Here is a 17,954-nt window from a genome sequence, read left to right as displayed (position 1 = left end):
TATTTCTGATTCAGACGTTTGAGTTTTCTGAAAAAATAGCCACCCCCGCGAAGGCCCCTCTTCGCGGGATTTTCCGCCGCTATGCTATCGTTGCGGCATCACCCCGAAAACACCTTAGAGAATCGCTGCATGAACGTGGCCGTCTCGCCCACAGAGCGTCGTTTCAACTGGAGACGCCTGTTACTTGTGGCGCTTCTGTGCGTGCTCGCCCCGCAGGCCTTTGCCCAGGCTCCCAGTCCGGCGGATCAACGCGCCGAGGCGGTCACCCAGGTGGTGCTCGGCATCCTCAGTTACGCACGCTGGCCGGTGGAGCCCGCGCAACTGCGCCTGTGCATCGTCGGGCCGACCCAATACACCGACGACCTGGTCAAGGGCACCACCCAGGCCACCGGCCGTCCGGTAGTGGTGCGGCGGCTGTTGGCCGACCATCCCGATATCGTCAATGCCTGCGACGCCGTGTACATCGGCAAACTCAGCGCCGATGAACGCAGCCAATTGTTTGCCTCGCTCAGCGGCCACCCGGTGCTCAGCATCAGCGAGGGGGGCGACCAGTGCACCGTGGGCAGCCTGTTCTGTTTGCGAGTGGAGGACGAGCAGGTGTCGTTCGAGGTCAACCTCGACTCCGTTGCACGCAGCGGCGTGCGCATTCACCCCAGTGTGCTGCAACTGTCCCGCCGCCGAGCAGCCGCGCCATGACAGCCGTCAAAGTACGCCCGACCCTGCGCTCCGTGATTGGCAGGGGGCACTTGATCCTGGCATTGGTGGCGGTGATCCTGGCCAGTGTGTCGCTGACCCTGCTCGGTGTGCTGGCGCTGCGAGTGTACGCTGAGCACAACCTGCATTTGATCGCGCGCTCGATCAACTACACCGTAGAAGCCGCAGTGGTGTTCAACGACAGCACGGCGGCGACCGAAGCCCTTAGCCTGATCGCGTCCACCGAAGAGGTGGCCCAGGCTGAAGTCTTCAACGCCAACGGCAGGCTGTTGGCGCAGTGGGTACGCCCGGAAACAGGGATGTTGTCCAAGGTCGAGCTGCAACTGGCCCACGCCCTGCTTGAACAGCCCATCAGCCAACCCATCATCCACCAGGGGCGAACCGTTGGCAGCATTCACCTGACGGGTCATGGCGGTAGCCTGTTGCGTTTCCTGCTCAGCGGTCTGGCCGGGATCTTGATTTGCACCGTGCTGAGCGCTTGGGTCGCCCTGCATTTGGCACGGCGCCTGTTACGGGGCATTACCGGTCCATTGCACAGCCTCGCGGCAGTGGCACACGCCGCCCGTATGGAGCGCGACTTCGACCGCCGCGTGCCACCGGCACAAATCGCCGAACTTGACAGTTTGGGCAACGACTTCAATGCCCTGCTCGGCGAGATGGAGGCCTGGCAGTCCCACCTGCAAAGCGAAAACGAAACCCTTGCCCACCAGGCCAACCACGACAGCCTGACCGGCTTGCCCAACCGGGCATTCTTTGAGGGCCGCCTGATTCGTGCGCTGCGCAGTGCGGCCAAGAGCAAGGAACAGGTGGCAGTGCTTTACCTCGACAGTGACCGCTTCAAAGAGATCAATGACAGCTTTGGGCATGCCGCAGGTGATGCCGTGCTTGTGGCCGTCGCCAAGCGTGTGCGTGCGCAATTGCGTGAGGACGACCTGGTGGCACGCCTGGGCGGCGATGAGTTCGCTATCCTGCTCTCGCCGCTGCACAAGCTGGAAGACGCCGAGCGCATCGCCGATAAAATCATTGCCAGCATGGACATACCGATCCCGGTACCGGGCAATACCCAGGTCTTGACCTCACTCAGTATCGGCATCGCCATTTATCCCGAGCATGGCGCCACCCCAGGTGCCCTGCTCAACGCCGCCGACGCGGCGATGTACCAGGCCAAGCGCTTGTCCCAGGGCGGCCAGCAAACAGCGGAGCCGGAGCGCCCCGCCGTCAATGTTCATCACAGGAGTTAGTCCCTTGTTCTCGACTGTACGCGTTCTGTTTATCACCTTGTTCGTGGCGCTGCTGGCCCTGAGTGGGTGCCAGACCGCCCCACCCAAAGGGCTGACCCCGGCGCAGATCGCCGTGCTCAAGCAACAAGGCTTCGCACTGACCGACGAAGGCTGGGCGTTTGGACTGTCCGGCAAAGTCCTGTTTGGCAGCGACGTCGAGAGCCTCAACCCCGCCAGCACTGAGATCGTCCAACGCATCGGCAAGGCCCTGCTGGGCGTCGGCATCGAACGTGTGCGCATCGACGGCCATACCGACGCCTCGGGCAAGGAAACCTACAACCAGCAACTGTCCCTGCGCCGTGCCAAAAGCGTGGCGACCGTGCTGACCGGCGTGGGCATGAAAGAACAAAACATCCAATTGCGCGGCCTGGGCAGCAGCGAGCCGGTGGCGTCCAACGACACGGCGGCGGGACGTACCGAGAATCGTCGGGTGTCGATCGTGGTGATCGCGGATTGAATGGCTTCACCCGCGTTAATCTGAAATGCAATCAACGTGTGGGAGGGGGCTTGCCCCCGATAGCGGAGTGACAGAACCCGAGGGACGGGCTGACACATGGCTATCGGGAGCAACCCTCTCAGACCTCGTTAGGATTTGCCCACCTGAGTCCTTGCAGGCTTGCTGACTGGCGAATCTGATCTCCCTTGTCTCGGGTACAAGACAGCAGGGGACTGGTCCAACTGACAAGCGATCCCTCATGCTCTTGGCGATGATCACTTAGCGGGCCTACCTTCCACTAGCTCCGTCATTCCTTGGCTTCGCTGATGCAGGTGAAGGGCGTTCCTACTGTTCACGCTTAGGCCGTTACGGGGCACGCCTCGGGAACCATAACGTTTGACACTTACGGTTCTGGAGCGCCGGTTGGGGTCACTGCTGAGGAGCGCATTGGGCATTTAGTCGGGGTCGATCAGCTATGACTTGCGTAGGGCTGGTAGTGCCTTAATGGTCGGCAAGCAGGTGGCTGAGGCGCTCTGAAACTGTGGTGTTCAAATCGTGGCTCAGTTGGAGAGCCTGTCAGGTGTTGGTATTAGCATCATTTTCGCTCTGAGCGTTTTCTCAACTTATAGCCCGCGTTCAACAGTCAGAAATCAGAAGGGTATCGGTTGTCGGATTGTGGATGAGTAAAAGGCCATTAGTCGATTCCATATTGACATCATCGGCGCGGGGCACCGACACTGAAGCGAATAACCATCACATCGATAGGGATATCTGCAATGAAAAAGCGCTCCTTTCTGGTTCCCCTGGCCACTCTGGCTGCAGCCGTTGCTACCGAACAGGCTTCCGCTTTAACTACTTATGAAGTTGTCGAGCCCAGCTCGGAAGCCAAGAACACATTTCAAGCTGAAGCCCAAAGCGAGAACCTTTCGGTTCGTGGTGGCAACGATCTGTTCGCCTTTGTTCTCAAACGCGGGGACCAAGGGCAGATGATGGCTTATCACAGCTCCCATAGCTCCCACTCTTCGCACAGTTCTCACAGCTCCCACTATTCGGGTCGATAATGGATTTCTCTCATAAGCTCCTTTTTGATGAGCGGCTTTATGACGCACAGGTTTTGCAGAAAGCTGCATATCGATCGATCAATGCCCTGACGGTTGAGATCACACCTGAAGGGGGGCAGTTTGTCTGCGCTTTGTCATCGAATATCGGCGTGGACGAGCAGTCCTTTCTGTCTGCGGTTCAAGAGTTCAAGAAGGATGCGCTCGATTATCAGCTTCGCCACAGACTGGCAGTTGAGACGCAACCGATCAAGAACCTGATACTCGGACTGGCCTTTTCAAAAACCGGACTGATTAGTGAGTAAATTCCAAAAGCTGGAGTTCTACGCGCAGCAACGTCCCTACGAGTTGCTGCCCTTTAAGTTCGACCGTCTGAATGACGACGAGTACGTCATTACCAACATGGCAGGCGAATTTCATGTCATACCGGTGCCGATGCTTGAACCGATCATTAGCAAGACGCTTCCGCTCACGTCAGAGCTGATCCCTACTCTTCGATCCAAGCAGTTCATTCGCTTCACCAATGAGCAAGCGCCACTTCAGCTTCTGGCTCTCAAAATTCGTACGCGATTGTCCAGGCTGGCCGAGTTCACCAATCTGCATATCTTTGTAGTGACTCTTCGGTGTGACCATAGCTGCCCGTATTGCCAGGTTTCAAGGCAGTCGGAGAGCAAAGGCGAATTCGATATGACCACAGAGATGGCAGACAAGTCGTTGGATTTCGTCTTTATGTCTCCCAATCCCGCCATCAAAATTGAATTTCAGGGGGGAGAGCCGCTGCTGAACTTCGAGATGGTGAGGTACGTTGTTCTTGAGGCAAAAAAACGTAACGTCAAGGACGGACGTGACCTGCAGTTCGTCATTGCGACTACGCTTTCGCTACTGACCGATGACGTGCTCGACTTCTGTAAGCAGCACAACATCGTTCTTTCATCTTCGCTCGACGGGCCAATGGATCTGCATAATGCAAATCGCCCACGCCCGGGCAGAGATAGTCATCAGCGTTTCGAGGAAGGCTTGAAGAAAGCCCGTGCAGCTCTCGGCTATGACCAAGTGTCAGCCCTGATGACAACCACAGATAAGAGCCTGCCGCGAGCACGCGACATCATTGATGAATACTTGCGCCTGGGCTTTGATGGCATCTTCCTCCGTACGCTCTCTCCTTACGGCTTTGCGATCAAGACCAAAAAATTCATGTCGTATGACACGGAGCGCTGGCTGGAATTTTACAAGGAGGGCCTTGAGTACATCATTGAGCTAAACAAGTCCGGCATACGATTTGTAGAGCAATATTCTTCGCTCGTGCTGACAAAAATGCTGACATCAGGGGACCCTGGGTTCGTTGATTTGATGAACCCTGCCGGTGCTGGTATCGCAGCCATCGTGTTCAACTACGACGGATCGGTCTACGCCTCAGATGAAAGCCGTATGCTTGCCGAAATGGGAGATCATACGTTCCGTCTGGGCAGCATTCTTGAACACTCATATGAGGAGATTATCCTCTCTGATCAGCTTCTGGATGCACTGGAAAACTCTTTCACCTTAAGCGCTCCAATGTGCTCTGACTGTGCATTTGAACCTTACTGTGGAGCGGAGCCTGTCTACCATCACGCCATTCACAAAGACGTTGTAGCAAGAAAACCTGAGTCCTCTTTTTGCAAGCGAAATATGGCGATTTTCAAGCATCTCATTGAGCTGATGGGAAGTGATGAGCAAACAAAACGGATTTTTATGGGTTGGGCCAACCGATGCTGAAACTCGGCGGAAAGATTATCCGCATCCATGCGGTTGATGTTCATAGGGACCTTACTTTGCTCAAGGTGTCGACCAGCCGGAATTTGCCAGAAGTCTTGCGACGGGAAATAGCTTACTTGGTTTCCGGTCAGGAGATTCCCCGAGGATTCGCGCACTACCTTCTGCTTGAGAAACATCGACAGTTGGTTGAGGTACTGCCTTCCGACTCTGATTACTCGCTCCTACCGAATGACTACAGCTACATCGGTGATGGTGACATTATCCGGCTTTCAGCTGATCGTCAGAGCATTAGCGTGCTGTTTCGAGCATCGTCGCCGCACAACAGCATCCTGGTCACCGAGCAATGCAATCATTACTGTCTTATGTGTTCACAACCGCCTAAGGCAGCTGATGACTCGTGGATACTTGACGAAATCGAGAGTCTGATTCCGCTTATTCCAAAAGATACCCGCGAGCTGGGGTTTACTGGGGGCGAGCCGACGACCAATCGGGAGCGCTTCCTTAAGATCATCAGCCTGACAAAAAGTTATCTGCCGAGAACCGCAATCCATATTCTCTCGAACGGGCGCAGCTTCAAAGACCCAGCGTTCGCTGAGAAGTATGCGCGGATTGAATTACCCGACGCGATGATCGGAATCCCTGTCTATTCAGACGATCCGACGCTGCATGACTACATCGTCCAGGCCCAAGGCGCGTTCGATGAAACCATTCAGGGCATCCTCAATCTGAAGCGCTTGGGTCAGAAGGTTGAGATCCGAGTTGTCATTCACAAACTATCGGTGCAGCGCTTGCCTGAACTGTGTGAGTTCATCGCACGCAATCTGCTGTTTGTTGACCATGTGGCGCTGATGGGCCTTGAGATGATGGGCTTCACCAGGGCCAATCTTGATGAGCTGTGGATCGACCCGGTCGAGTACAAAGACACGCTCAGCAAATCGGTTGGCATTCTGGCCAAATACGGTATGAATATCTCGGTCTATAACCATCAGCTGTGCTTGGTAAATCCGGACATTCAGCCCTACTACCGCAAGTCAATCAGCGACTGGAAGAATGAGTACGCGCCTGAGTGCCAGAGCTGCACAAAACAGCGAGAGTGCGGGGGCTTTTTCGCATCAGGTGTTAAATTCGGCTACAGCAAGCACCTAACCCCATTCTGAATTTGGCTGCCGCCCAACGTCCTCGATGCAAGCAACTGGCTTACTCTTAGCATTTGCGCAGGCAATTTTTGGGTATGTTTTGTCATTGAGAGGACGACTGGAGCATTTCCTAGTCCCTGCGCTGACTGCCAGAAAAGTCGACCTCGGATAACGCGCGCCACGCGACGATCTGGATTTCCCCCGCTCCAGTTGACGTTCTAGCTGAGTTGCTTAAAGGGCTGAGCCTCCCTTAAGTCATCAGTCGATGAACTGTAGGATCCTGGATTGTCCCAGCAATATCGGGCTATTAAGCTCAGTCACCTCTCTGATGTAGTCCCATAACAGAGTGATTCTTTTGAGCTTTCTAAGGTCTTCTCTGCAATACATCCAAAACTGCCGCGTAATCGCAATCTGCTCCCCCAGCACCGGCAGTAAGCGCGGGTCCTGTGCCGCCAGAAAACACGGCAATATCGCCATCGATCGCCCTTGCTGCGCCGCCACGTACTGGGCGATCACGCTGGTACTGCGCAAGCTGGCGCTGGCGCCCGGTACGACGTTTGCCAGGTAGAGCAGCTCTGAGCTGAACGCCAGGTCATCCACATAGCTGATAAACGGATGCTCGGCCAAATCTGCCGGGCGTTGGATGGGCGGGTGTTGGTCGAGGTATTCCTGGGTCGCGTACAGCTGCAGTTTGTAGTCGCACAACTTGCAGCACACGTACGGCCCATGTTCCGGGCGCTCCAGGGCGATGACGATGTCGGCTTCGCGCTTGGACAGGCTGATGAAGTGGGGCAGGGGCAGGATGTCCACCGAAATCGCCGGATACGTGTCGACGAAGTGGCTCAACTGCGGGGTGACGAAAAAGCTGCCGAAGCCTTCGGTGCAGCCCATGCGCACATGGCCGGACAACGCCACGCCGGAGCCGGATACCTGCTCGCAGGCCATGTGCAGGGTACTTTCGATGGACTCGGCGTAGCCCAGCAAACGCTGGCCTTCGGGGGTGAGTACGAAACCGCTGGTCCGGGATTTTTCGAACAGCAGGGTGCCGAGCGACACTTCCAATGAGCTGATGCGTCGCGACACGGTGGTGTAGTCCACCGCCAGGCGCTTGGCGGCGACGCTGGCCTTGCGGGTGCGGGCCACCTCGAGAAAAAACTTCAGGTCATCCCAGTTCAGGGAGCCCAGTGATGTGATGTTTTTTTGCATATTGGACCGGCTTTTATGTGCGTTCTTATTAGAGATTTGCACATCTATACTCCAAAAACAGTCCGAACGCCTCATTACCAAGGCGATTCACGCGCCTTGTCTCTGCATAACTACAAGATTGGAGACCACATGAACGCATCTGCCGATATTTCCGTGCAACAGGTCAAGTTGCTGATCAATGGTGAATGGGTCGAGTCCAAGACCACCCACTGGCAAGACATCGTCAACCCGGCCACCCAGCAAGTGCTGGCCAAAGTCCCGTTTGCCACCGCCGATGAAGTCAACGCAGCCATTGACGCCGCCCATCAAGCGTTCCAAACCTGGAAGCTGACGCCCATCGGCGCGCGCATGCGCATCATGCTCAAGCTGCAAGCCTTGATCCGCGAACATTCCAAGCGCATCGCCGGGGTCCTCAGCGCCGAGCAGGGCAAGACCATTGCCGATGCCGAAGGCGATATTTTCCGTGGCCTGGAAGTGGTGGAGCACGCCTGTTCCATCGGCACCCTGCAAATGGGCGAGTTCGCTGAAAACGTCGCCGGGGGGGTGGACACCTACACCCTGCGCCAACCCATCGGCGTGTGCGCCGGCATTACCCCGTTCAACTTCCCAGCGATGATTCCGCTGTGGATGTTCCCCATGGCCATTGCCTGCGGTAACACCTTCGTCCTCAAGCCTTCCGAGCAAGACCCGCTGTCAACGATGCTGCTGGTGGAACTGGCGCTGGAAGCCGGTGTGCCGGCCGGCGTGCTCAACGTCGTGCACGGTGGCAAGGATGTGGTAGATGCGCTGTGCACCCATAAAGACATCAAGGCGGTGTCCTTCGTCGGCTCGACCGCCGTGGGGACGCATGTGTACGACCTGGCCGGCAAGCACGGCAAGCGCGTGCAGTCGATGATGGGCGCGAAGAACCATGCGGTGGTGCTGCCCGATGCCAACCGCGAACACACCCTCAATGCCCTGGTCGGTGCCGGTTTCGGTGCGGCGGGCCAGCGTTGCATGGCCACTTCGGTGGTGGTGCTGGTGGGTGCGTCCAGGCAGTGGCTGCCAGACCTCAAGGCGCTGGCGCAAAAGCTCAAGGTCAATGCCGGCAGCGAAGCTGGAACCGATGTCGGCCCGGTGATCTCCAAGCGCGCCAAGGCGCGCATCCTGGAACTGATCGAAAGCGGCGTGAAAGAAGGCGCCAAGCTGGAGTTGGATGGCCGCGACATCCAGGTGCCGGGCTTCGAGCAAGGCAACTTTGTCGGCCCGACCCTGTTCTCCGGCGTGACCACCGATATGCAGATCTACACCCAGGAAATCTTCGGCCCGGTACTGGTGGTGCTGGAAGTCGACACCCTCGATGAAGCCATCGCCCTGGTCAACGCCAACCCGTTCGGCAACGGCACCGGCCTGTTCACCCAGAGCGGTGCGGCGGCGCGTAAATTCCAGAGCGAAATCGATGTGGGCCAGGTCGGTATCAACATCCCGATCCCGGTGCCGGTGCCGTTCTTCAGCTTCACCGGTTCCCGTGGCTCCAAACTGGGTGACCTGGGCCCTTACGGCAAGCAAGTGGTGCAGTTCTACACCCAGACCAAAACCGTCACCAGCCGCTGGTTCGACGACGACACGGTCAATGATGGCGTCAACACCACCATCAACCTGCGCTGATTCGGGAGACGACCATGAAGATTGCATTTATCGGCTTGGGCAACATGGGCGCGCCCATGGCCCGCAACCTGATCAAGGCCGGCCATGGGCTGAACCTGTTCGACCTGAACCAGGCGGTACTCAAGGAATTGGCCGAGCTGGGTGGCAGCATCAGCGCTTCACCGCGGGATGCCGCTACCGGCGCCGAGCTGGTGATTACCATGCTGCCGGCCGCCGCCCATGTGCGCAGTGTCTGGCTGGGTGAAGACGGTGTTTTAGCCGGTATCGGCCAAGGCGTGCCGGCGGTGGATTGCAGCACCATCGACCCGCAGACCATCCGCGATGTTGCGGCTGCGGCGGCCAAGCAAGGTGTGGCTGTCGCCGATGCACCGGTCTCCGGTGGCACTGGCGGCGCGCAAGCCGGTACCCTGACCTTCATGGTCGGCGCCAGCGCGGAACTGTTTGCCACCCTGCAACCGGTGCTGGCGCAGATGGGCCGCAACATTGTGCGTTGCGGCGACGTCGGCACCGGCCAGATCGCCAAGATCTGCAACAACCTGCTGCTGGGCATCAGCATGGTCGGCGTCAGCGAAGCCATGGCCCTGGGCGATGCGCTGGGCATCGACACCCAGGTGCTGGCGGGGATCATCAACAGCTCCACCGGCCGCTGCTGGAGTTCCGACACCTACAACCCTTGGCCGGGCGTGATCGAAACGGCGCCGTCATCCCGTGGTTATACCGGTGGTTTTGGTGCCGACCTGATGCTCAAGGACCTCGGCCTGGCCACCGAAGCCGCGCGCCAGGCACACCAGCCGGTGATCCTCGGCGCCGTGGCCCAGCAGTTGTATCAATCGATGAGCCAGCGTGGGGAAGGGGGCAAGGACTTCTCGGCGATCATCAACAGCTACCGCAAACCCAAGTAGTGTGGGCTGCGGGCTGACTGTGGCCGGCAGGCTGACTGTGGTGAGCCGGCTGACTGTGGCCAGCAGATTGACTGTGGTAAGTAGACTGACTGTGGCAAGCCCTAATGCCATTCAGTTAAGGCTTTTTTGTAGGAGCGAGCTTGCTCGCGAAAAACGTCAACGATAACGCGTGTCTCCTGAATGAACGCGGCGCCTGTGAGTTTTTCGCGAGCAAGCTCGCTCCTACAAAAGGCGATGTACGCTTAACTGAACGGCATTAGGGCAAGCCCGCTCGCCACAGTAAACCGGTTTTGCACAGTAAACCGGTTTGCCACAATGCAAAGCAGTTCACGGTAGAAGTGAATCAAGCAAACACAAAATACTTACGCACCGTCTCGACCACTTCCCACGTGCCCTTCATCCCCGGTTCCACCACAAAGATATCCCCAGCGCGCAAGTGGATCGGCTCCATGCCTTCCGGGGTGATCACGCAGTAGCCCTCTTGGAAGTGGCAGTATTCCCACTTCACGTATTCCACATACCACTTGCCCGGTGTGCAGATCCAGGTGCCCATGATCTTGCTGCCGTCTTCGCTGGTGTAGGCGTTGAGGTTGACGGTGTGCGGGTCACCTTCGAGCTTTTCCCATTTGCAGGCATCCAGGACGGGCAGTGGGTGGGTGTCGCGCAGTACGGTGATGGGCTTGGACATGGATGACTCCGAGGCGGGGAATGGAAAGATGCACCCTAAGGCCTTGGGCGTTGCGCCAGTGGTCTGAACTCGACATCGGGATGCCCAGAAGCGCAGGGAGTCCGATGGTTGAGGCATCGCGAAGTCAGTGTGGAAGGCTTTTTTGTAGGAGCGAGCTTGCTCGCGAAGAACTCACAGACGCGGCGTTCATTCAGGAAACACGCGTTATCGTTGAGGTTTTTCGCGAGCAAGAACTGGGCGTCCCCCTCGCTCCGACAGGAGGCGATGTACGCTTAACTGACCGGCATTAATCCTTGGTGGCCGCTCCTCTGTGGCCAGGCGACACTTCTGAGCGTAAATAAGCCGTTTCTTCGCAGTAAGTGCGAAATATTTCCGGCTTGGCGCAGGAAATCGCAAGAAAATTCACAGCTGGCCCTCGTATCATTCACCTCAGTACCGACCGAGAGCCTTGAAATGAACCCAATAAAAACGTGGTGGGACATCAGCCCACCCTTGAGCGCGGCGACCCCGACCTGGCCGGGGGATACGCCGTTCCAGGAAGAGCGTGTATGGCAGTTCGGCCCGGAGTGTCCGGTGAATGTCGGGCGCATTACCTTGTCGCCGCACACTGGCGCCCACGTGGATGCCCCGCTGCATTACAGCGCGCAGGGTGCACCGATTGGCGAAGTGTCGTTGGACGTGTACATGGGCCCGTGCCGCGTGTTGCATTGCCTGGACAGCGGCGCGCTGGTGCAGCCGCATCAACTGGACGGGCGTGTGGATAACTTGCCCGAGCGCGTGTTGCTGCGCACTTATCCACAAGCCCCGCTGACCGAGTGGGATTCGAATTTCACCGCCATCGCCCCGCAAACCATCGAGCTGCTCGCCGGCCTCGGTGTGCGCCTGATCGGTATCGACACCCCGTCCCTGGACCCGCAACAGTCCAAGACCATGGATGCTCACAACGCCGTGGCCCGCCATGGCATGGCGATTCTCGAAGGCATCGTGCTCGATGACGTAGCGGAGGGCGACTATGAACTCATCGCGCTGCCCCTGCGGTTTGCCCATCTCGACGCCAGCCCGGTCCGTGCCATTCTCCGCCCGCTCAAGGAGCCCACGCGATGAGCCAATGTCCTTTCTCAGCTGATTACCAACCCCCGGAAGAATGGCATAACGCCGAACTGAATTTTTCCGAGTCCATGAGCTATGGCGACTACCTGGACCTGGGCAAAGTCCTCAGTGCCCAGCACCCGCTGTCGCCAGACCACAACGAAATGCTCTTTATCATCCAGCACCAGACCTCCGAGCTGTGGATGAAACTGATGCTCCACGAACTCAAGGCCGCCCGCGAACACGTGCGCCTGGGCGAGTTGCCGCCAGCGTTCAAGATGCTGGCGCGGGTGTCGCGGATCTTCGATCAACTGGTGCACGCCTGGGCGGTGCTGGCGACGATGACGCCGTCGGAGTACAAGGCGATTCGCCCGTTCCTGGGGCAGTCATCAGGGTTCCAGTCGTTCCAGTACCGTGAGATCGAATTCATCCTCGGCAACAAGAGCCCGGCGCTGTTGCGGCCCCATGCCCATCGGCCTGAGTTGTTGCAGGAGTTGCAGGTGGCGATTGCCACGCCGTCGCTGTACGACGAGGCGATCAACCTGATGGCCAAGGCGGGCCTGGCGATTGATCCCCAACGAGCCGAGCGCGACCCGACGGCGGCCACGGTGCATGATGACTCCGTGGAGGCGGCATGGCGTGAGGTCTATCGCGACCCAAGCCGGTACTGGGACCTGTATCAGTTGGCGGAAAAGTTTATCGACCTGGAGGACTCGTTCCGCCAATGGCGCTTCCGGCATGTGACCACGGTGGAGCGGATTATCGGCTTCCAGCCGGGTACTGGCGGCACCGAAGGCGTGGGTTACCTGCGCAAGATGCTCGACACGGTGCTGTTCCCCGAGCTGTGGCGGGTACGCTCCACGCTGTAAACGCAATCAAATGTGGGAGGGGGCTTGCCCCCTCCCACATGGATATTACTGCGCAGCGGCGACCGCTTTCGTCTTACTCACTCGCAACCGGTAGGCCACATAGATAACCCCCACCCACACCGGCATCGCATACACCGACTCCCGAATCCCAGGAATCGCCAGCATCACGCTGATGATCATCAGCATGAACGCCAGGCACAGGTAGTTGCTGAACGGGAACCAGAAGGTCTTGAACGACGGCACCACGCCTTGCTCACCCATGGCTTTGCGGAACTTGATGTGCGTGATGCTGATCAGCGCCCAGTTGATCATCAGCGAGGCAACCACCAGCGCAAACAGCAACTCCAGGGCACTTTTCGGTGCCACGTAGTTGACCACCACGCACAGCATCGTCACCAGCGCCGAAATACCCAGGGCCCGCAACGGTACGCCTTGCTTGTTGAGTTTCATCAGCGACTTGGGTGCATCGCCTTGCTCGGCCAGGCCGAACAGCATGCGGCTGTTGCAGTACACGCCGCTGTTGTACACCGACAGCGCCGCGGTCAGTACCACGAAGTTGAGGATATGCGCGGCGGTGTCGTTCCCGATCAGCGAGAAGATCTGCACAAACGGGCTGCCGCTGTAGGCATCGCCCGACGCGCCGAGGGTTTGCAGCAGTTGATCCCAGGGGTACAGCGACAGCAGCACGGTCAGGGCACCGACATAGAAAATCAGGATGCGGTACACCACCTGGTTGATCGCCTTCGGGATCACCTTGCGCGGTTCGCTGGCCTCGGCGGCAGTGATGCCCACCAGCTCCAGGCCACCGAACGAGAACATGATGAACGCCATGGACATCAACAGCCCCATGCCGCCGTTGGGGAAGAACCCGCCGTGGCTCCACAGGTTGCTGATCGAGGCTTGCGGGCCGCCGGTGCCGCTGAACAGCAGGTAGCAGCCGAGCACGATCATGCCGACAATCGCCACCACCTTGATGATCGCGAACCAGAACTCAGCCTCACCGAAGAACTTCACGTTCAGGGTGTTGATCAGGTTCACCGCGACAAAGAACACCAGTGCGCTGACCCAGGTTGGGATCTCTGGCCACCAGAACTGGATGTACTTGCCCACGGCCGTCAGTTCGGCCATGCCCACCAGCACGTACAGCACCCAGTAGTTCCAGCCCGCCAGGAAGCCCGCGTAACCGCCCCAGTATTTGTGCGCGAAGTGGCTGAATGAACCCGCCACCGGTTCTTCAACGATCATCTCGCCCAGCTGGCGCATGATCAGGAACGCGATGAAACCGGCAATCGCGTAGCCCAGGATCATCGACGGCCCCGCCGACTTGAGCACCCCGGCCGAACCGAGGAACAGCCCCGTGCCGATGGCCCCTCCCAAGGCAATCAGCTGAATATGCCGGTTCTTCAGGCCACGCTTGAGGCCTACCGGGTTAACCATGTCATCCGCCATTAACATTCCCTTCTACTTGTTTTTCTCGGGGTTGATTACACGCCGAACCCGCCCCTCAGAAGTGCTGAGGGGTCAGATATTACTCTGCGTGAACTTTTCGTAATACAGCTGAACGCCATCAAGTGCCTGATCCACCAGCCATTGCTGGGCGGATTCGACCATTGGCGGGGGGCCGCACACGTACATATCGGCCGATCTGTCGCGTAATTCGGCCAGGTCGAAATGCTCGGTGAGGTAGCCACGCTTGCCGGACCATGCGGGCGAAGGGTTGCTCAGGACTTCGGTGCAGCGAAAGTGGGCGAGCCTGGAGGCGTAGACCTGGATGCGCGCCGCTTCGCACAAGTCTTCGACGCCGCGTACGCCGTAGTAGACGCCCCCTGTAGGAGCGAGCTTGCTCGCGAAGGTATTTCAGGCGCATCGCTGCGCTGGATGTACCTGTTTCGCGAGCAAGCTCGCTCCTACAAAAGGCATCGTCGGCCTACTTACGCACAACCAGATCCAACACCTCATCCCGATCCTTGATCTTCTGCAACACGATCTCCGAGCGAATATCCATCACCCCCGCCGTGCGGTTCAGGTGGTTCACGATAAAGTCCGAAAAGTGCTTGAGGTTGCGCGCCTGCACCCGTAGCACGTAGTTGCTGGCGCCGGTGATCACGTAGGCGCTGGCCACTTCCGGCCAGCCTTGCACCTTCTTGATAAACGTCTCATGCCAATCCTCCACATCCTGGCGCAAGGAGAGGTGGACGATGGCCTCCAACTCGATCCCCAACTGCTCGGCATTCAGCACCGCGCGATAGCCGCTGATGATGCCTTCGCTCTCCAGCAAGCGCAGGCGGCGCAGGCAGGCGGAGGGTGACAGCGCGACTTTTTCCGCCAGTTCCTGGTTGCTGATACGGCCATCCTGTTGCAGGAAATGCAGGAGGCGCAGGTCGGTGGCGTCGAGAATCATGGTTGGCATAAATCCGCGTATTTTCGGTTTAAATTCGAATTTCCTACAGCTTAATTAGCGTGTTACCCACCACTTTGCACGAAAATTCTCTAAAGCTTCGTTCATTATTTGCAGCATCTTCAGCCTAAAAGCCAGGACAGCCCATGACCCCCCGAAGCCATTGCCAAGCCCTCGACACCCAGGACTCGCTGGCGCCGCTGCGTCGTCAGTTCGCCTTGCCGGAGGGCGTGATCTATCTTGACGGTAACTCTCTCGGCGCGCGCCCGGTGGCGGCCTTGGCGCGGGCGCAGGCGGTGATTGCCGAAGAGTGGGGCAATGGCCTGATTCGCAGCTGGAACAGCGCCGGCTGGGCGGATTTGTCCCAGCGCCTGGGCAATCGCCTGGCACCGCTGATCGGCGCGCGCGACGGTGAGGTGGTGATCACCGATACCACCTCGATCAACCTGTTCAAGGTGCTCAGCGCCGCGTTGACCGTGCAGCGTCAACGCGCGCCTGCGCGCAAGGTGATCGTCAGCGAGGCGAGCAACTTTCCGACCGACCTGTATATCGCCGAGGGTCTGACCGGGCTGCTGCAACAGGGCTATTCCCTGCGCCTGGTGAACAGCCCGGACGAATTGCCCCAGGCCATCGACCAGGACGTGGCGGTGGTGATGCTCACCCACGTCAACTACAAGACCGGCTACATGTACGACATGCAGGCGCTGACCGCCCTGAGCCACGAGTGCGGCGCGCTGAGCCTCTGGGACCTGGCCCATTCGGCGGGCGCGGTGCCCATCGACCTGCATCAGGCCGGTGCCGATTATGCGATTGGCTGCACCTACAAATACCTCAACGGCGGCCCGGGCTCCCAGGCATTCGTGTGGGTCAACCCGGCGTTGGTGGATGTGGTGCGGCAGCCGCTGTCGGGCTGGTTCGGACATACCCGGCAGTTCGCCATGGAGTCCACCTATGCGCCGAGTGCTGGCATCGCCCGCTACCTGTGCGGCACCCAGCCGATCACCTCGCTGGCGATGGTGGAGTGTGGGCTGGAGGTTTTCGAACAGACCGATATGGCCAGCCTGCGCAGCAAGTCCCTGGCGTTGACTGACCTGTTTATCGCGTTGGTGGAGGCCCGTTGTGCTGCCCATGAGCTGGTACTGATCACCCCGCGTGAGCACGCCCGGCGTGGCAGTCATGTGAGCTTCGAGCACCCTGAAGGCTATGCGGTGATCCAGGCGTTGATCGCCCGTGGTGTGATCGGTGACTACCGCGAGCCGCGCATCATGCGCTTTGGGTTTACGCCGTTGTACACGAGCTTTACCGAGGTGTGGGATGCCGTGGAAATCCTCGGTGAAATCCTCGACAACCGCACCTGGGACCAACCGCAATTCAAAGTCCGCCACAGCGTCACCTGAAGATAACGCAGATCAAAATGTGGGAGGGGGGAGGGGGCTTGCCCCCGATAGCGGTGGATCAGCAAACATCTAAGTGACTGACACACCGTCATCGGGGGCAAGCCCCCTCCCACAGGGGATCTGTGACAACAGTTAGACCGTGCAACGCCGTCGGCTATGCCGGCCCCAGCGTACGGGTGAGCTACGCCATCGGGGCGTTGATCACCTTGCTGCTGATGGGCGCGGTGATGATCACCACCTATTTCACCGAGGCGTTCAAGGTGACGTTGGTATTTGGCGTGCCGTTCCTGCTGATCCTGTCGGCGGTGTATTACGGGTTTTTCCGCAAGGGCAGGGCCAAGGCATCGAACAAGGCCCTGGCGTAACCTGGCAGGTGGTCGAACGAGCGCGCGCATAACAGCAGTGTTCGACAGGCCCAATCTTCTCGCAACGGTTGGGCCTTGAAGCGCTGTTCCAACGGCCAACGGGCCAGCGCCGCCTGGGGCACGATCCCCAGGCCAGCGCCGCCTGGGGCACGATCCCCAGGCCAGCGCCGCGTGCAACCATGCGCATCACCCCGTCAAAGCCCTCGGCACGGATGCGCGTTTGCAAGCGAAACCCCGCGTGCAACGCCTGTTCTTCCAGGTACACCGCCAGCGCGCTGTGGGCGGCCAGGCCCACATAGTCGTAATGCAGGCTGTCGATAAAACTCACCGTACTGGCTGCCGTCAACGGATGCTCCAGCGGCATGATCAGCACCAGTGGATCGTCGCGAAACGCGAGGGTCTGCAAGCCGTGGGCGTCCACGGCGTCGGAGATGATCCCCAGGTCCGCCGTGCCCTGGCGCAAGGCCTGGGTGATGCGCAGGCTTGGCAGTTCCTGCAGGTCGATATCGAGGTTGGGGTGTTCGCGCAGAAAGTCCGCGAGCAGTTCCGGCAGGTATTCGCTGAGCGCGGTGGTGTTGCACAGCAGGCGCACCTGGCCTTTGACGCCGTTGGCGTATTCCGCGAGGTCCTGTTGCAGGTGCTCGGCCTGTTGCAGCAGCAGGCGGGCGTGACGGGCCAAGGCTTTTCCCGCAGGTGTGGGGGTGACGCCTCGACGCCCACGGTCGAGAAACTCGATGCCCAACGAGGCCTCCATCGCCCGGATGCGCGCGCTGGCGGCGGCCAGGGATAAATGACTGCGGGCCGCGCCGGCGGTGATATTGCCGGTGTCGAGGACGTGCAGGTAGAGGCGCAGGTCGATCAGGTCAAAGTGCATGGCTGATTGCTCGGGTGATAGGACTGGCCTCATCGGGAGCAAGTCGACGCCTCGCACCGCCCCTCCCTCATTTGAAATGCAGCCCAAGTGTGGGAGGGAGCTTGCTCCCGATGAGGCCTCAGCCTCATGCAAAACAAGAG

General features: G+C 59.0%; 16 protein-coding genes and 3 pseudogenes. 13 read left to right on the top strand and 6 right to left on the bottom strand.

The window, feature by feature from the left end; all coding sequences use genetic code 11:
- The first annotated feature begins 129 nt into the window (after positions 1 to 129).
- The 7 genes from P2T68_RS31275 to hxsC all read left to right on the top strand — a co-directional run bounded on the left by P2T68_RS31275 (position 130) and on the right by hxsC (position 6,400).
- On the top strand, positions 130 to 696 hold the full coding sequence (locus tag P2T68_RS31275) for a YfiR family protein (protein ID WP_024077399.1): 567 nt from the start codon (positions 130 to 132) through the stop codon (positions 694 to 696).
- Positions 693 to 1,955 carry a diguanylate cyclase gene (locus tag P2T68_RS31270; protein WP_277378730.1) on the top strand — a complete coding sequence of 421 codons (1,263 nt, stop codon included), beginning with the start codon at positions 693 to 695 and terminating at the stop codon, positions 1,953 to 1,955. The genes P2T68_RS31275 and P2T68_RS31270 overlap by 4 nt, the downstream gene beginning before the upstream one ends.
- A 4-nt stretch (positions 1,956 to 1,959) precedes the next feature.
- Entirely contained in the window at positions 1,960 to 2,451 is a 492-nt protein-coding gene (locus P2T68_RS31265) for an OmpA family protein (protein WP_024077397.1), read from the top strand.
- Between the two features lie 755 nt (positions 2,452 to 3,206).
- Positions 3,207 to 3,491 carry a His-Xaa-Ser repeat protein HxsA2 gene (hxsA2, locus tag P2T68_RS31260; RefSeq protein WP_154847724.1) on the top strand — a complete coding sequence of 95 codons (285 nt, stop codon included), beginning with the start codon at positions 3,207 to 3,209 and terminating at the stop codon, positions 3,489 to 3,491.
- The gene (gene hxsD, locus P2T68_RS31255; protein WP_277378729.1) at positions 3,491 to 3,793 is read left to right on the top strand and encodes a His-Xaa-Ser system protein HxsD; all 303 of its coding nucleotides are present in this window, start codon (positions 3,491 to 3,493) and stop codon (positions 3,791 to 3,793) included. Before hxsA2 ends, hxsD begins: the two co-directional genes overlap by 1 nt.
- A complete protein-coding gene (hxsB, locus tag P2T68_RS31250; protein WP_277378728.1) occupies positions 3,786 to 5,243 on the top strand; it encodes a His-Xaa-Ser system radical SAM maturase HxsB in 1,458 nt (485 codons plus the stop codon). The genes hxsD and hxsB overlap by 8 nt, the downstream gene beginning before the upstream one ends.
- Positions 5,237 to 6,400, top strand: a complete 1,164-nt coding sequence (gene hxsC / locus P2T68_RS31245) for a His-Xaa-Ser system radical SAM maturase HxsC (RefSeq protein ID WP_277378727.1) — start codon at positions 5,237 to 5,239, stop codon at positions 6,398 to 6,400. Before hxsB ends, hxsC begins: the two co-directional genes overlap by 7 nt.
- 237 nt (positions 6,401 to 6,637) lie before the next feature.
- On the opposite strand, the gene P2T68_RS31240 is transcribed toward hxsC, so the two are convergent.
- Complete coding sequence (locus P2T68_RS31240; RefSeq protein ID WP_277378726.1) at positions 6,638 to 7,585, bottom strand: LysR family transcriptional regulator; 948 nt, start codon at positions 7,583 to 7,585, stop codon at positions 6,638 to 6,640.
- Positions 7,586 to 7,714: 129 nt separating this feature from the next.
- On the opposite strand from P2T68_RS31240, the gene P2T68_RS31235 reads away from it, so the two are divergent.
- Entirely contained in the window at positions 7,715 to 9,232 is a 1,518-nt protein-coding gene (locus tag P2T68_RS31235; RefSeq protein WP_069077011.1) for a CoA-acylating methylmalonate-semialdehyde dehydrogenase, read from the top strand.
- A 14-nt stretch (positions 9,233 to 9,246) separates the two neighbouring features.
- On the top strand, positions 9,247 to 10,134 hold the full coding sequence (gene mmsB, locus P2T68_RS31230) for a 3-hydroxyisobutyrate dehydrogenase (RefSeq protein WP_069077012.1): 888 nt from the start codon (positions 9,247 to 9,249) through the stop codon (positions 10,132 to 10,134).
- A gap of 343 nt (positions 10,135 to 10,477) precedes the next feature.
- Here the strand turns inward: mmsB and P2T68_RS31225 are convergent, their stop codons facing one another.
- A complete protein-coding gene (locus tag P2T68_RS31225; RefSeq protein ID WP_003230905.1) occupies positions 10,478 to 10,822 on the bottom strand; it encodes a cupin domain-containing protein in 345 nt (114 codons plus the stop codon).
- Between the two features lie 453 nt (positions 10,823 to 11,275).
- On the opposite strand from P2T68_RS31225, the gene kynB reads away from it, so the two are divergent.
- Together kynB and kynA are read left to right on the top strand one after the other, a co-directional pair.
- Complete coding sequence (gene kynB, locus P2T68_RS31220; protein ID WP_024077393.1) at positions 11,276 to 11,926, top strand: arylformamidase; 651 nt, start codon at positions 11,276 to 11,278, stop codon at positions 11,924 to 11,926.
- Complete coding sequence (kynA, locus tag P2T68_RS31215) at positions 11,923 to 12,780, top strand: tryptophan 2,3-dioxygenase (protein WP_150054012.1); 858 nt, start codon at positions 11,923 to 11,925, stop codon at positions 12,778 to 12,780. Before kynB ends, kynA begins: the two co-directional genes overlap by 4 nt.
- 45 nt (positions 12,781 to 12,825) lie before the next feature.
- On the opposite strand, the gene P2T68_RS31210 is transcribed toward kynA, so the two are convergent.
- The 3 genes and pseudogenes from P2T68_RS31210 to P2T68_RS31200 form a co-directional block, all read right to left on the bottom strand.
- A complete protein-coding gene (locus P2T68_RS31210; RefSeq protein ID WP_024077391.1) occupies positions 12,826 to 14,229 on the bottom strand; it encodes an amino acid permease in 1,404 nt (467 codons plus the stop codon).
- A 72-nt stretch (positions 14,230 to 14,301) separates the two neighbouring features.
- Positions 14,302 to 14,601 (bottom strand): annotated as a pseudogene (gene antC, locus P2T68_RS31205) (anthranilate 1,2-dioxygenase electron transfer component AntC); the annotation flags it as partial.
- A 106-nt stretch (positions 14,602 to 14,707) separates the two neighbouring features.
- Complete coding sequence (locus P2T68_RS31200; protein WP_003176072.1) at positions 14,708 to 15,181, bottom strand: Lrp/AsnC family transcriptional regulator; 474 nt, start codon at positions 15,179 to 15,181, stop codon at positions 14,708 to 14,710.
- 143 nt (positions 15,182 to 15,324) lie between these two features.
- Here P2T68_RS31200 and kynU point away from each other — a divergent pair, with 143 nt between their 5' ends.
- A complete protein-coding gene (gene kynU, locus P2T68_RS31195) occupies positions 15,325 to 16,575 on the top strand; it encodes a kynureninase (protein WP_277378725.1) in 1,251 nt (416 codons plus the stop codon).
- 197 nt (positions 16,576 to 16,772) lie between these two features.
- Positions 16,773 to 16,940: pseudogene (locus P2T68_RS31190) on the top strand (amino acid permease); the annotation flags it as partial.
- On the opposite strand, the pseudogene P2T68_RS31185 reads toward P2T68_RS31190, so the two are convergent.
- A pseudogene (locus P2T68_RS31185) lies at positions 16,886 to 17,814 on the bottom strand (LysR substrate-binding domain-containing protein). The pseudogenes P2T68_RS31190 and P2T68_RS31185 sit on opposite strands and share 55 nt — an antisense overlap.
- Positions 17,815 to 17,954: the final 140 nt, after the last annotated feature.

Source organism: Pseudomonas sp. G11, from assembly GCF_029457515.1.
In the GTDB taxonomy this organism is placed as follows: domain Bacteria; phylum Pseudomonadota; class Gammaproteobacteria; order Pseudomonadales; family Pseudomonadaceae; genus Aquipseudomonas; species Aquipseudomonas gorinensis.
The sequence above is the reverse complement of the archived record's forward strand: the minus strand, read 5'-3'. Positions and strand labels throughout refer to the sequence as shown.